This window comes from Cellulomonas sp. McL0606 (assembly GCF_058248365.1).
Genome location: NZ_CM177779.1, coordinates 2,585,463 through 2,598,352, shown reverse-complemented (window position 1 = coordinate 2,598,352; position 12,890 = coordinate 2,585,463). Strand labels below are relative to the sequence as shown.

The window sequence follows — 12,890 nt, the reverse complement described above, 5'->3', positions numbered from 1 at the left end:
TGACGACGCGGCGGAGCGCATGTCAAGCCAGCGTGGCGTCAGTCGACCGGAGCCGCGACCCGCAGGACCCGGGCTGCAGCGCGAGCGTCTCGTAGTAGCCGACGAGGGTCAGCAGCTCGAAGACCTGGGGGAGTCCGAGGGCGTCGACGGCCGTGGTGAAGGCGTCGTCGTCGAGGTCTCTGGACTCCAGGAGCAGCCGCGTGGTGCGGGCGACGACCTGTTCGACGTACGGCAGGGAGTCGACGTCGCCGGCGCGCAGCGCGTCGAGCTCGGCGTCCGTGAGCCCGGCGTGACGGCCCACGGCCTCGTGCGCGTACCACTCGAACTCCGAGTCGTGGTGCACCGCGACGACGAGGATCGCGATCTCGCGGGCGCGGTCGGTGAACGTCGTCCCGTAGCGGACGGCCGCGCCGAGCTTCCTGCAGGGCCATCCCCAGCCCCGGCTGCAGCAGGAACGCGTTGAACGGTCCCTCGAGCGCGCCGTCGGGGTCGACCAGCCGGAAGAGCGCGGGCCCCTGCGCTCGGGGACCACCCGCGACGGCGTCGTAGACCGCCCGTTGCGCCTCGTCGAGGGCGGCGGGAACCAGCCGAGGGGCCCTGCTCACGCGTGGCCGCCGGACAGCAGCGCCGAGATCTCCGCGCACGTGTCCAGCAGGGTCGGCCGCAGCTCCCGGACGATCCGCTGGGTGGACCAGTCGCGCGCCTGGACGGCCAGGTTCACGCCTGCCACGACGCGGCCGGCGGCTCCCTCGATCGGGCCCGCGACCGAGCGCAGCCCGTAGGCGAGCTCCTCGTCCTGCATCGCCCAGCCCTGCTGCCGGATCTGCTCCAGCTCCGCGCCGAGCTTCTCCAGCGACACCTTCGCGTTCGGACCGTGCTGCGCCTGGAACGACTCCTGGGTGATGCGGGACCGCAGGTCGTCGTCGTCCAGGTGGGCGAGCAGGAGCTTGCCGATGGACGTCGTGACGGCCGGCAGCGTGGACCCGACCTGGATGTTCGCGGTCACGAGGTCGGAGTTGCGCAGGCGCACGAGGTACAGGACGTGGTCGCCGGTGAGCACGGCGAGGTTCACGGTCTCGCCCGTGCTCTCGCCCAGCTGCTGGAGCTTCGGCGTCGCGACGCCCACGAGGTCGAGGCTGCGCAGCGCGGCCGACCCGAGCGTGAGCGTGCGCACCCCGGGGCGGTAGTCGCCGTTGGGCAGGTGGTCGAGGTAGCCCTCCGACGCGAGCGTCTGCACGACGCGGTAGACGGTCGGCATGGGCAGGCCCGCCGCGGTCGCGAGGTCGGTCACGCGCCAGGACGGCCGCTGCTCGTCGAACAGGCTCAGGATCCGCAGGCCCTTGGCCAGCGCCTCGACGCGGTACTCGCGCTTCTCGGTCGTTCCGCCGTCGGCCGGGTCGGCGTCGTCGGCGACCTTGGTCTTGGGGGGCATCGATGTCCTCCGTGCGTTGTCGGCTCATCTGCTCGTTCGCGTGCTCTCGTCCCGGCTTCGGCGTCAGCCTAGGGGGAACGTCCTACGTCGCCCTGGACAGGCTCGCGGGGTCTAGCCTAGTCTATTGGAAAGCGACTTTCATGATGTGAAAGTAAACGCGACAGCGAAGGGACATTGGGGTCCATGGCGGAATGGCTCGGTCTTGGGGGTAGGCCCGCGCTCGTCGTGGGGGCAGGCGGTCTCGGCGGCGCCAGCGCGTTGAGCCTGGCGGTCCAGGGTGCGCAGGTGGTCGTCGCGGACAAGGACGGGGCCGCGCTCGAGTCGGTCGCACGTGCCGCGAAGGACGAAGGCGTCGAGGTGGTCACGCTCGAGGCGGACGTCTCGACCGCCGAGGCGAGCCGCGCCCTCGTGGCGCAGGCGACGTCGATCGTCGGGACGCCGCGGCTGTTCCTGCACGCCGTCGGGCGCAACGACCGCCGCCCGGTCCTGGACCTCGACGACGACGACTGGCAGTCGATCCTCACGCTCAACCTCTCCACGGCGTGGTGGCTCGGCCAGGAGGTCGGACGCCGGATGGTTGCGGCCCGGGGCGGACGCATCGTCTTCGTCTCGTCCGTGTCGGCCCTGCTCGCCCACGCCGACCACGCGCCGTACGCCGCGACGAAGGGCGGCATCAACCAGATGATGCGCGTCATGGCCCGCGAGTGGGCGCCGCACGGCGTCGCGGTCAACGCCGTCGGACCCGGCTACGTCGAGACCGACCTCACCCGCACGTACCTGGAGCGCGACGGGCACCGCGAGGCGCTCGAGTCGCTCGTCCCGGCGGGTCGCCTCGGCAAGCCGGCCGAGGTCGCCGACGCTGTGACCTTCCTGCTCTCCGAGCGGGCCGAGTTCATCACCGGGCAGTGCCTCTACATCGACGGCGGACGAACGCTCGTCTAGCCGCCACCCCGACCGACAGCACCGAGAACAAAGGACACACCGCCGTGCCACTCGCTCCCCTCCCCGTCCCGCGGCGCTTCGAGGGCCGCTCCGTCGTCGTCACGGGCGCCGGCACCGGCTTCGGTGCCGAGATCGCGGTCCGCGCCGCCCAGGAGGGTGCCCGCGCCGTCGGCATCCACTACCGCAGCTCGGCCGCGGGCGCCGAGGCGACCGCCGCCCGTGTCCGGGCCGAGGGTGCCGAGGCGGTCCTCCTGCAGGCGGACATCGTCGAGTGGGCGCAGGTCGCCGCGATGGCCGACGCCGCGTTCGAGGCGCTCGGCCAGGTCGACGTGCTGATCAACAACGTGGGCGACGTCGCGCGCGAGCAGATGTCGTGGCGGGACATCACAGAGGAGTCGATCGACCACGTCCTGGCGGTCGACATCAAGGGCACCATGGCGTGCATCCACGAGTTCGGGCAGCGGATGCTCGAGCAGGGGCACGGGAGCATCGTCAACATCGGGTCGACCGTGATCGTGCGCGGCAGCGCGCGGGCGCCCCAGTACGCGGCGGCGAAGTACGGCCTGCTGGGCGCCACCAAGTCGTACGCCCATGCCTTCGCCCCGACGGTCCGCGTCAACATCTTCGCCCCCGGCTTCATGGAGACCGAGGCCACCCTCGGCCGCAAGGACTGGCAGTCCGGACGCGGCGACCAGCTGCGGGCGATGACGCCGATGGGCCACATCCCGGGACCGGCCGAGGTCGCGGGCGCCGCACTGTTCCTCGCCACCGACGACGCCGCGCACATCACCGGGACCTACATGGTCGCCGACGGTGGCTACAACATGGTCGGCGCGTGAGCGACCACCCGCGCGACCTCCCCCTGGCCGAGGCCCGCGCCCTCGTGCGGCGGGCCGTCGACAAGGCCGAGCAGCTCGGCCTGCGGGGCGGCATCGCCGTCGTCGGCGCCAGCGGCGCGCTGGTCACGGCGTCGCGTCTCGACCACGGCGGACCGGGCGGCATGGCGCGGGCGCGCTCGAAGGCGTGGATCTCGGCGACCCAGCAGATCCCGAGCGCCGAGCACCTGCACCGGATGACCGTGCTGCCCGTGCCGATCTCGACCGGGTTCGTCGCCGCGTCACCCGAGGCGGTGTTCCCGGGCGCCGGCGGCATGCCGGTCCTGCTCGACGGCGTGGTCGTCGGCGGTATCGCCGCCTCGGGCGCGACCGTGAGCCCCTTCCTGCCCACCGGCGTGGCCCCCGAGGTGGTCAGCGCGGACGGTGAGCCCGCCAACCCCGAGGACCTGCTCATCGCGTACGCGCTCGGCGGCGGCTACGTCGGTCAGCACGGCGACGACCGCGCGCGGTGGGAGGCGCGGTTCGGCGACCTGGTGGTGACGCCCGAGGCGAGCCTCGGGATGAAGCCCGCGCCCCCGGCGGGCGCGCAGGTCGAGCTCGCGTGGGCCGTCGACCTGTGCGACGCCGTCATGGACCTGGCACGGTCCCGCGGCCTGCGGGTGTCCGTCGCGGTCGTGGACCGGGGTGGCGATCCCGTGCAGCAGGACCGGATGGACGACGGCGTGGCCGGCGGCGTGGACGTCGCGCTCGCGACCGCGTCGGCCGCGGCCCGGTTCGGCATGGCCAGCGCCGAGCTTCTCGAACGCCTTCGGTGCTGCCGCGCTCGGCGCCCTGTCGCCGTCGCCGTTCCTGGCGGCTCCCGGGGGAGTGCCGCTCGTCGTGGCCGGCCGGGTCGTCGGCGGGCTCGGGGTCGGCGGCGCTGACCCCGAGGTCTGTTCGGATATCGCCGCCGAGGTGGCGGCCTCGTGAGCGTGCGCGTCGCGGTCCTGGGCTGCGGTGCGATCGGCAGCCTCTACGCCGCGCACCTGGCGCGGGTGCCCGACGTGGAGGTCTGGGCGGTGGACCCGTGGGCCGAGCACGTCGCGGCGATCGACCGCGACGGCCTGCGGGTGACGGGGAACGCCGACTTCGTCGCCCCGGTGCACGCGGTGACGGATGCCGCGCAGCTGCCGACGTGCGAGTTCGGGATGGTCGCGACGAAGTCGTTGCACACCCGTCCCGCGGTGCAGGCGGCCCGCGCGGCGCTCGCGGACGCGGCGGTGGTGAGCCTGCAGAACGGCATCGGCAACGAGGAGGTCCTGGCCGAGGCGCTTCCCAGGGTCGTGCGCGGCAGCATCATCACGGCCGGAGCCGTGACGGCACCGGGGACCGTGCGCTACGACGCCCCGGGCGACTCGTGGTTCGGGCCGTTCGAGCCCAGCCCCGCACGGTCGGACGAGATCGCGCAGCTCGCCCGCTGCTGACCCGGGCGGGCTGCGCACCCACGCGATGGCCGACGCGCGCGGCCCGCAGTGGACCAAGGTCGTGTTCAACGCCGCGACCAGCCCGCTCGCCGCCCTCACCGGGCTGACCGTCGGCCAGGTGTGCACCGATCCGGGTCTGCGCCCGCAGGTCGACGCCCTGATCGCCGAGGCGCTCGACGTCTGTGCCGCCGCGGGGATCGTGCTGCTGCGTGAGCCGTCGGAGTCCGTCCAGGAGGCCATCGACGAGGCGTTCGGGCACAAGCCCTCGATGCTGCAGGACGTGCTCGCCCACCGAAGGACGGAGGTCGACGTGCTCAACGGCGGTATCGCCCTGGAGGGCACCCGCGTGGGCGTACCGACGCCGCTGCACGACGCGATGGTCGCACTCGTCCACGGGCTCGAGAGTCGTGGTCATGACCGGCCGGGTGCTCGGGCTCGGGTGCGGGGTCCCGGGCGGGAGCGCCGAGATCCTGCTGATCGAGGCGCTGCGCAGCGCCCAGGAGGCGGGCGCCGCGGTCGAGCTCGCGCGGCTGGAGGAGCTCCGGCTGCCGCAGGACGCCGACTGGTTCTGGGATCGGCTGGTCGCGTGCGACGCCTGGGTCGTCAGCGCACCGATCATCAGCCGCACGGTGCCCGGCCGCCTGAAGGTCCTCGCCGACCTGCTGCTCGGGCCCAACGCCGATGCGGCGATCGTGGCGGGCCTGCTCGAGGCCCGGCGCGCCGGCGCGGAGCCCGCCGTGCCGTTCCGCGTCGACGAGCGGGTGCTCAAGCCGCGGGTCGGTGCGTTCATCGCGTGCGGTGGGTCGCTGACCTCCCAGTGGAAGGCGCTCGCACTGCCCGTCATGCACACGCTCGCCTTCTCGATGCACATCAAGGTCGTGGACCAGATGGTGGTCGAGGGCGCGGGGACCCCGCGGTCGGTCGTGCTCGACGAAGCGGCGCTGGCTCGCGCGGCGTCGCTGGGTGGCCACGTGGCGAGCCAGCTGGGCCGCGCCTGGCCGGATGCGGAGTACCTGGGGACGCCGGGCACCTGCCCGATGTGCCAGCTTCGACGTGGTCGTCCTGTCCGGTCGCGACGTCGAGTGCGCGACGTGCGGGGCGCGGGGGCACCTGACCACTGACGCCACCGTCGAGTGGACCGATCTCACGACGTCGGTCATCTCGATGGAGGAGAAGCGCTCGCACTATGCGGAGATCGTCGAGACCGCGCAGCGCCACGAGGGCCTCCGCGAGGAGATCGACGAGCGCGCACGGGCCTACGCCGCGTTCGGCCCGGTCGTTCACCCGCCCGGCTGACGTCCGATCACAGGTTCGTAACACCGCTCTGAAACGTAGACAACGGCGTGCCGCAGGCATACCGTATGGACATTGGAAAGTCGCTTTCACGATGTGAAAGTGAAGCGGCGGCCCCGAGAGATCAAAGGAGATCCCGTGAGCACGTTCCGTGGGCACCACAAGCGCACCCTGTCCGGACTCGCCGTGGGTGTGACGGCGCTCCTCCTGGCGGCCTGCAGCGGCGGGTCCGACACGCCGTCGTCGTCCCAGCCGGCCGGCGGCAGCTCGTCGGCCGCGTCGACGCTGCCGAAGACGCTCCTCTTCTCGCCGATCGGACTGCAGGTCCCCGCCATGAAGGGGCTGTCCGAGGGCGTGACCGGGTACGGCAAGTCGCAGGGCTGGGAGGTCGTCGTCCAGGACCCGAGCCTCGACCCGACCAAGCAGGCCCAGCAGGTCACGGAGGTGCTCGAGTCCGGGCGCGCCGGCGCCGCGTGGATCATCGCGATCGCCCCCAAGTCGATGGCCGACGTGCTGAAGTCGGCGCAGGGCAAGGGCATCCCGGTGCTGATCAACGGCGTCCCCGCCGACTACGGCTTCGACGGCCCGCAGGCCGGCATCTCGTTCGACACGATCGACTACGCGGCCGGGGGCACGGCGCTCGGCGACCAGCTGGGCAAGTGCATCACGCAGAAGATGGGCGGCAAGGCCCAGGTGATCTACGGCGAGTCGGCCCCGGGCACGGCAGGCAAGAAGGAGTCCGACGACGCCTTCCTGGCGGCCCTGAAGAAGGCCGCGCCCGGCGCGACCGTGGTGCAGAACTGGACGCTCAGCGACCGCGCCGCGTCGCAGACCGACGTCGGGAACATCCTGCAGGGCAAGCCGGACGTCAACGCGGTCGCCGCCGCCAACGACGAGGGCGCGCTCGGCGCGATCGGCGCGTTCAAGGCCGCCGGTCGGGACCTCCCGTGCATCGCCGAGTTCGGCGGTAACGACGAGGTGCTCGCCCTGGTCAAGGACGGAACGATCTTCGCCTCCGTCGCGCTGCAGTTCGGCGACGACATGACGCAGTCGTTCGACACGCTCGTGAAGATGCAGGCGGACCCGACCGCTGAGGGCCCGATCCTCACGGTGCCGCAGAAGGTCATCACGAAGGACAGCTGACCGACCACGTTCGAGGAAATGACATGACCATGAGCCTTCCTGCTGAGGCGCACGGAAAGGTGGCCCCCGACACGACGGGGGCCACCGGGCCCGTGGAGCCGACGACGCCCGCCCCCGGCCCTAACAGTGCCGCCCCCGTGGGAGACAGCGCCGGAGTGCGCGGCCTGATCTTCCTGCGTGACCGAGGCATCTTCGTGCTGTGGGGGCTGCTGATCATCGTGTTCAGCGTCTGGGCCAACCCCTACTTCGCGAGCGTCAACAACGCCATCCTGATAGCCAACGCGGCGGCGATCAGCGCGATCTTCGCGGCCGGTGTGGCCGTCGGGATCATCTGCGGGGCGCTCGACCTGTCCATCCCGGGCGTCGCGGCTCTGTCGCTCTGCCTGACCGGCTGGATGATCATCAACGGTCTGCCTGTCTGGCTCGCACTCGTCACGGGGCTGCTGGTCGGGGCCTTGATCGGCCTGCTCAACGGGCTGATCTCGCTGCGCGGCTTCAACCCGATCATCGTCACGATCGCCATGCTGTCGGTGACCTCTGCCATCGCGGCGATCATCGCGGGTGGCTACACGATCCCGGGCCTCGAGGCCCTCGACTTCATGGGCACCCGGCGCTACCTCGGCGTCCCGGCTCCGGTGTGGATCGTCGCGGTGCTGTTCCTCGTCGGCACCGTGTTCCTGACCAAGACCCGGGACGGCATCCGGCTCATGGCCGTGGGCGGCAGCGCCGAGGCCGTGCGCCGGTCGGGCATCCACAGCAACCGGTACCGCGTCCTCGCGTTCGTGATCAGCAGCGGGTGCGCGGCGCTCGGCGGGCTCGTCACGGCCGCGACGGTGACCGAGGCCAGCCCGTCCGCCAGCCCGGGAATCATCTTCACGGCCCTGACCGCCGTAGCGCTGGCCGGAGTCTCGCTCGTCGGTGGCCGGGGCAGCCTGCCCCGCGTGCTCGTCGGCGCCCTCATCCTGGCGACGATCTCCAACGGCCTGACCATCAAGGGCGTCCAGCCGTACTACGCGACCGGCGTCACGGGTCTCCTGCTGCTCGGCTCGCTCGCACTGGAGCGCTGGATCTCGATCTCCGTCTCGCGGCGGCTCATGACGACCGCGCAGGCGTCCGTCCACACCGGAACGAGGTGATGACGATGACCGCAGCCCTCGAGCTCTCGGGCGTCGACATGCACTACGGCTACGTCCGCGCCCTCAACTCGATCGACTTCCGGGTCGAGCAGGGAGAGGTCGTCGGACTGCTCGGCGACAACGGCGCGGGCAAGTCGACCCTGCTGAAGATCATGTCCGGGGCGCACCGGCCCTCCGCCGGCGTCGTGCGCGTGCACGGCACCGAGGTCGAGTTCCACGCCCCGAGCGACGCCACGAACGCCGGGATCCAGATGGTCTACCAGGACCTCGCGCTCGTGGAGCCGCTGGACATCGCCACGAACCTCAACATCGGCCGCGAGATCCTGCGCAAGGGCCTGCTGGGCAAGATCGGCTTCGTCGACCACAAGGCCCAGCGCAAGCGGTCGGAGGCGGAGCTTCAGCGGCTCGGCGTCCGTACGGCGGCGATGACCCGGCCCGTCGAGATGCTCTCGGGAGGGCAACGGCAGGTCGTCGCCCTCGCCCGCAGCGCGACGCGCGTGACGGGCGAGCGGAACGGTGTCCTGCTCCTCGACGAGCCCACGGCGGCGCTCGGCTACGAGCAGACGCAGCAGGTCCAGGCGCTGATCCGGCGCATGGCCGACCAGGGGATCGCGATCGTCCTGGTGACGCACAACCTGCCGCTGGCCACAGCGGTGTGCGACCGGATCGCCGTGCTCAACCGCGGCCAGCTGGTGGCCGACCTGCCGACGGCGCAGACCGACAACGACCAGCTCGTCGGGTGGATCACCGGGGCGCGAGCCTCGATGTTCGTCTGACGTGCTCGGGGCACCGCGGGCCGTCCGCACGGACGTCGTCGGAGGCGACGCGTTCGGGCACGGCGAACGGCCCGCGGTCTCGTGGTGGCTCCCGGACGGGGCGACCCGGCAGTCGGCCTACCGCGTCGTCACGGACGACGGCTACGACTCCGGCTGGACCGCTTCCGACCGGCAGTCGTTCGTCGAGGTGCCGGTCTTCGACCGCGCCCGCCGCACGTGCCGGGCGCGCGTGACGGTCCGGACCGACCTGGGCGAGAGCGCCTGGAGCGACCCGGTCCTGCTGGAGAGCGGCCTGCTGGGCGAGGACGACTGGTCGGCGGCCTGGATCGGCGTGCACGAACCGGTGCGACCTCCGCCGGGGGCGGCCCGCGTACTGGCTGCGGTCCGAGGTCGACGTCGGGACGGTGACCGACACGTACCTGCACGTCACCGCGCTCGGGCTCTACGAGGTGTTCCTCAACGGCGAACGCGTCGGCGACGTCGAGCTCGCGCCCGGGTACACGCAGTACGCGCGACGGGTCCAGCGCCAGTGGTACGACGTCACGGGACACCTGCGCCCGGGTCCGAACGTGGTGCAGGTGCTGCTCGCCGACGGCTGGTACCGCGGGCAGGTGGGTGCTCCGCGAGCCGCCGACCAGTTCGGCACCGAGGTGGCGCTGCGCCTGCAGCTCGACGCGCGCGCGGACGACGGCTGGACCACGCTTGCGGCGACCGGTCCGCACTGGGTCACCGCGTCCTCGCACGTGCTCGCCGCCGACCTGATCGGCGGCCAGCGTGAGGACCGCAGGCTGCTTGACGCCTCGGGGTGGGCCCCGGCGGTCGCGCGTGACGTCGACGTCAGGGTCGTCCGGTCGGTCGCGCCCCCGGTGCGTCGCGTCGAGGACCTCCGCCCGGTCGCGGTGACCCGGTTGCCCGACGGGGCATCGCTCGTGGACCTCGGGCAGAACATCAACGGGTGGCTGCGGGTGCGGGACCTGGGTCCGTCGGGCACCACGCTCGTGCTGCGCCACGGCGAGCACCTCGGTCCCGACGGCGACCTGACCACCGGGCACCTCGACGTGGACCTGCCGATGCTTCCCGAGCCGCTGCCCCTGGGGCAGGTGGACGTGGTCACGTCGGCCGGCGTGCCCGGGGACGTCTTCGAGCCGCGGTTCACCACGCACGGGTTCCGGTACGCACGGATCGATGGCCATCCCGGCGTGCTCGGGCCGGACGACGTGACCGGGGTCGTCGTGCACACCGACCTGCGGCGGACCGGCTGGTTCGCCTGCAGCGACGAACGCGTCGAGCGCCTGCACGACGCTGTCGTCTGGTCGCTGCGGGGGAACGTCTGCGACATCCCCACCGACTGCCCGCAGCGCGAGCGCGCCGGCTGGACCGGCGACTGGCAGGTCTTCGCCCCGACCGCGGCGGCCCTGTTCGACGTGCTCGGGTTCAGCCGGGAGTGGCTGCGCGACGTGGCGCTCGACCAGCGCGACGACGGGTGCGTCGCCAACATGTCGCCGTGCCCACCGGCCGAGGGGTTCGACGGTCCGCTGGCGTTCCTGAACGGCTCGGCGGGCTGGGGGGACGTGGTCGTCGCGGCGCCGTGGGACCTCTACCAGGCCTACGGAGACCTGTCGCTGCTGCGCGAGTCGTGGCCGGCGGCCACCCGATGGCTCGAGTTCGCGATCCGCGGCGCCGCGCAGGGACGGCACGCCGGCCGCACGGCACCTGCGGCCCCGCACGAGGAGTTCCTCTGGGACACGGGCTTCCACTGGGGCGAGTGGCTCGAGCCCGGCGTCGAGGTCGGCGACTTCCGCGCGTTCGTCGGCGCGGACAAGTCCGAGGTCGCGACGGCGTACCTGCACCGCTCGGCCGCGACGCTCGTGCGCATCGGTGAGCTCCTCGGCGAGGACGTCGCACGCTACCGCCGGGTCGCCGACGGCGCGCGCGAGGCCTGGCGGGCGGAGTTCGTGGCCGACGACGGGACGCTACTGGTCCAGACGCAGGCGTCCCACGTGCGCGCGCTCGCCTTCGACCTGGTGCCGCCCGAGAGCCGTGACGCCGTCGCCGCGCGGCTCGTCGAGCTGGTCGCCGAGGCCGGCGGACACCTGAGCACGGGGTTCCTGTCGACCGGGCTCCTGCTGCCCACGATGGCCGAGGCGGGCCACGTCGACGCCGCGTACGCACTGCTCCTGCAGGACACCGAGCCGTCGTGGCTCACCATGCTCGACCGCGGCGCGACCACTGTCTGGGAGCACTGGGGCGGCGTGGACGCCGAGGGGGAGGCGCACGGGTCGCTCAACCACTACAGCAAGGGCGCGGTGGCGTCGTTCCTGCACCGCCACGTCGCGGGTCTGCAGCCGACCGCGCCGGGCTACCGGACGTTCCGTGTCGCGCCGCTGCCCGGTGGCGGCCTGACCTGGGCCGCGTTCCGCCACGTCAGCCCGTTCGGGTCGATCGAGGTCGCGTGGCGGATCGGCGACGACGGCTTCGTGCTCGACGTCCAGGTCCCGCCCGGCACGTCCGCCGAGATCGTGCTGCCCGACGGGACGCGCACGCAGGTCGGCCCGGGCGAGCACCGTGCTACAGCGCCGTGGCCTCACCGCTGACCAGCCGACGCACGACGCCCTCGGGGCTGAACGCGGCGAGCATCCCGGCGTACTTGGCGGGGTCGGTCGTCTCGCCCTCGTGGATCGGCACCGCGACCCGCGGGCCGACCGCCCGCACGTACTCGACGGCCTCCGCGGCTTGAGCCACGGACCGTCGATGGCGACGGCGAGCACGTCGACCTCGCGCCCGGGGAGCACGAACGAGTCGCCGGGGTGCAGCAGGGCGCCGTCGTCGACCAGGTACGCCGCGTTGGTGCAGCCCGGCACGTCGGCGTACACGGCCGCGTGGAGGTCGCCGAGCACGTCGACGGTGCTTCCGCCGAACGTGAGGCGGTCGCCGGGCGTCGCGACGACGACGGTGGCGGCGAGCCCGTCGACCGCCGGCCGGGTGTCGGCATCGACGACGAGGACCGCACCGGGGTTGGCCTGCAGCAGCGCGCCGAGGCGGGCGACGTCGACGTGGTCGGCATGCTGGTGCGTGACCAGGACGGCGTCCAGGTCACGCACGTGGGCGAAGTCGGACAGCACACCGGGGTCGATGAGGAGCCGAGCGCCGGGCGTCTCGACGAGCAGGCAGGCGTGGCCGAGGTGCGTGAGCTTCATGAGCCCATACTCTCACTCTCAGAACATCACTTCCACAGAATGAGGACGGCCGTGCGACCGCTTCACCACCTGGGCTACTGGGTCGACGACCTCGACGAAGGCATCGACCGGGCGATCCGCACGCTCGGCGTCGGGCCGTTCCTCGTCGACGAGCATGTCGCGTTCGACGACTTCACGCTCGCCGACGCCTCCCGGATCGAGGACCCGTCGTACTTCGACCACACCGCGGCGTTCGCGGCCTGGGGTCCCGTCGTGATCGAGGCTCGCGGTGGTGCACACGGTCGACCCGTGGCTCGCGGACGCCTACCGGCTGGGCAGGCCGGGCCTCGGGCACGTGAGCTGGGTGGTGGAGGACCTCGCGACGGAGTCTGCGCGCCTGGAGGAGCTGGGATGCCCGCTGATCCACACGGCGTCGTCCGGGGCTGTCGCGGTTGCCTGGCACGACGGGGGACCGCTCTTCCCGCACCCCGTCGAGGTGCACCGGTCCGGCGCGCCGATCCTCGGGATGCACGGCCGGCTCGCCGCGCTGGCGGAGGGTTGGGACGGTCGCGAGCGTCGACGACCGATCCGCGGCTGACGCTGGCGTCCTGCCCGATCGCGCTATACGCTATTCACGAAAGTCACTTTCACACAACGAGAGTGTCGCTCGAACGAAGCTGCCGCAGAACGAAG

15 protein-coding genes and 4 pseudogenes are annotated in these 12,890 nt (G+C 72.5%); 14 read left to right on the top strand and 5 right to left on the bottom strand.

Translation table 11 applies throughout. The features are described from left to right. Positions 1 to 22: 22 nt before the first annotated feature. Complete coding sequence (locus AC38ZX_RS13325; RefSeq protein ID WP_491294775.1) at positions 23 to 532, bottom strand: carboxymuconolactone decarboxylase family protein; 510 nt, start codon at positions 530 to 532, stop codon at positions 23 to 25. Positions 533 to 601: 69 nt separating this feature from the next. Then, the gene (locus AC38ZX_RS13320) at positions 602 to 1,432 is read right to left on the bottom strand and encodes an IclR family transcriptional regulator (protein ID WP_491294774.1); all 831 of its coding nucleotides are present in this window, start codon (positions 1,430 to 1,432) and stop codon (positions 602 to 604) included. Positions 1,433 to 1,615: 183 nt separating this feature from the next. Between AC38ZX_RS13320 and AC38ZX_RS13315 the strand changes: the two genes are divergently transcribed. The 13 genes and pseudogenes from AC38ZX_RS13315 to AC38ZX_RS13255 all read left to right on the top strand — a co-directional run bounded on the left by AC38ZX_RS13315 (position 1,616) and on the right by AC38ZX_RS13255 (position 11,615). Beyond that, positions 1,616 to 2,374 (top strand): SDR family NAD(P)-dependent oxidoreductase, encoded by a 759-nt coding sequence (locus tag AC38ZX_RS13315; RefSeq protein WP_491294772.1) that lies wholly within the window; start codon positions 1,616 to 1,618, stop codon positions 2,372 to 2,374. 44 nt (positions 2,375 to 2,418) lie between these two features. Continuing rightward, complete coding sequence (locus AC38ZX_RS13310; protein ID WP_491294771.1) at positions 2,419 to 3,213, top strand: SDR family NAD(P)-dependent oxidoreductase; 795 nt, start codon at positions 2,419 to 2,421, stop codon at positions 3,211 to 3,213. Continuing rightward, positions 3,210 to 4,007, top strand: a pseudogene (locus AC38ZX_RS13305) (GlcG/HbpS family heme-binding protein); the annotation flags it as partial. The gene AC38ZX_RS13310 and the pseudogene AC38ZX_RS13305, both read left to right, overlap by 4 nt. After that, the gene (locus AC38ZX_RS13300; protein WP_491294770.1) at positions 3,895 to 4,179 is read left to right on the top strand and encodes a heme-binding protein; all 285 of its coding nucleotides are present in this window, start codon (positions 3,895 to 3,897) and stop codon (positions 4,177 to 4,179) included. The pseudogene AC38ZX_RS13305 and the gene AC38ZX_RS13300, both read left to right, overlap by 113 nt. Beyond that, positions 4,176 to 4,673: a ketopantoate reductase family protein gene (locus tag AC38ZX_RS13295; RefSeq protein ID WP_491294768.1), complete on the top strand. Its 498-nt coding sequence runs from the start codon at positions 4,176 to 4,178 to the stop codon at positions 4,671 to 4,673. The genes AC38ZX_RS13300 and AC38ZX_RS13295 overlap by 4 nt, the downstream gene beginning before the upstream one ends. A gap of 25 nt (positions 4,674 to 4,698) precedes the next feature. Continuing rightward, positions 4,699 to 5,016 (top strand): annotated as a pseudogene (locus tag AC38ZX_RS13290) (ketopantoate reductase C-terminal domain-containing protein); the annotation flags it as partial. 70 nt (positions 5,017 to 5,086) lie between these two features. After that, positions 5,087 to 5,794: an NAD(P)H-dependent oxidoreductase gene (locus tag AC38ZX_RS13285; RefSeq protein ID WP_491294766.1), complete on the top strand. Its 708-nt coding sequence runs from the start codon at positions 5,087 to 5,089 to the stop codon at positions 5,792 to 5,794. Between the two features lie 43 nt (positions 5,795 to 5,837). Continuing rightward, positions 5,838 to 5,969 (top strand): hypothetical protein, encoded by a 132-nt coding sequence (locus AC38ZX_RS13280; RefSeq protein ID WP_491294763.1) that lies wholly within the window; start codon positions 5,838 to 5,840, stop codon positions 5,967 to 5,969. A 135-nt stretch (positions 5,970 to 6,104) separates the two neighbouring features. After that, positions 6,105 to 7,109, top strand: coding sequence for a sugar ABC transporter substrate-binding protein (locus tag AC38ZX_RS13275; protein WP_426592397.1), 1,005 nt, complete (start codon positions 6,105 to 6,107; stop codon positions 7,107 to 7,109). Positions 7,110 to 7,138: 29 nt separating this feature from the next. Further along, positions 7,139 to 8,245, top strand: coding sequence for an ABC transporter permease (locus AC38ZX_RS13270; protein ID WP_491294761.1), 1,107 nt, complete (start codon positions 7,139 to 7,141; stop codon positions 8,243 to 8,245). Between the two features lie 5 nt (positions 8,246 to 8,250). Further along, entirely contained in the window at positions 8,251 to 9,021 is a 771-nt protein-coding gene (locus tag AC38ZX_RS13265) for an ATP-binding cassette domain-containing protein (protein WP_491294759.1), read from the top strand. Position 9,022: 1 nt separating this feature from the next. Continuing rightward, positions 9,023 to 9,259 (top strand): annotated as a pseudogene (locus AC38ZX_RS13260) (hypothetical protein); the annotation flags it as partial. Positions 9,260 to 9,425: 166 nt separating this feature from the next. Continuing rightward, positions 9,426 to 11,615 carry a family 78 glycoside hydrolase catalytic domain gene (locus AC38ZX_RS13255; protein WP_491294756.1) on the top strand — a complete coding sequence of 730 codons (2,190 nt, stop codon included), beginning with the start codon at positions 9,426 to 9,428 and terminating at the stop codon, positions 11,613 to 11,615. Here AC38ZX_RS13255 and AC38ZX_RS13250 read toward each other — a convergent pair. From AC38ZX_RS13250 to AC38ZX_RS13240, 3 genes and pseudogenes are all read right to left on the bottom strand, one after another. Continuing rightward, the gene (locus AC38ZX_RS13250; RefSeq protein ID WP_491294754.1) at positions 11,590 to 11,763 is read right to left on the bottom strand and encodes a hypothetical protein; all 174 of its coding nucleotides are present in this window, start codon (positions 11,761 to 11,763) and stop codon (positions 11,590 to 11,592) included. The two genes, AC38ZX_RS13255 and AC38ZX_RS13250, sit on opposite strands and share 26 nt — an antisense overlap. A 56-nt stretch (positions 11,764 to 11,819) precedes the next feature. After that, positions 11,820 to 12,218 (bottom strand): annotated as a pseudogene (locus AC38ZX_RS13245) (MBL fold metallo-hydrolase); the annotation flags it as partial. 18 nt (positions 12,219 to 12,236) lie between these two features. Further along, the gene (locus tag AC38ZX_RS13240) at positions 12,237 to 12,497 is read right to left on the bottom strand and encodes a hypothetical protein (protein WP_491294752.1); all 261 of its coding nucleotides are present in this window, start codon (positions 12,495 to 12,497) and stop codon (positions 12,237 to 12,239) included. Between AC38ZX_RS13240 and AC38ZX_RS13235 the strand changes: the two genes are divergently transcribed. After that, the gene (locus tag AC38ZX_RS13235) at positions 12,490 to 12,795 is read left to right on the top strand and encodes a hypothetical protein (protein WP_491294751.1); all 306 of its coding nucleotides are present in this window, start codon (positions 12,490 to 12,492) and stop codon (positions 12,793 to 12,795) included. The genes AC38ZX_RS13240 and AC38ZX_RS13235 overlap by 8 nt on opposite strands. Positions 12,796 to 12,890 lie beyond the last annotated feature (95 nt).

Excerpts from the sequence above, each read along its gene's own strand:
- AC38ZX_RS13320 (WP_491294774.1), bottom strand. The coding sequence starts at position 1,432 with ATGCCCCCCAAGACCAAGGTCGCCGACGACGCCGACCCGGCCGACGGC.
- AC38ZX_RS13315 (WP_491294772.1), top strand. The coding sequence starts at position 1,616 with ATGGCGGAATGGCTCGGTCTTGGGGGTAGGCCCGCGCTCGTCGTGGGG.
- AC38ZX_RS13285 (WP_491294766.1), top strand. The coding sequence starts at position 5,087 with ATGACCGGCCGGGTGCTCGGGCTCGGGTGCGGGGTCCCGGGCGGGAGC.
- AC38ZX_RS13280 (WP_491294763.1), top strand. The coding sequence starts at position 5,838 with ATGGAGGAGAAGCGCTCGCACTATGCGGAGATCGTCGAGACCGCGCAG.
- AC38ZX_RS13270 (WP_491294761.1), top strand. The coding sequence starts at position 7,139 with ATGAGCCTTCCTGCTGAGGCGCACGGAAAGGTGGCCCCCGACACGACG.
- AC38ZX_RS13265 (WP_491294759.1), top strand. The coding sequence starts at position 8,251 with ATGACCGCAGCCCTCGAGCTCTCGGGCGTCGACATGCACTACGGCTAC.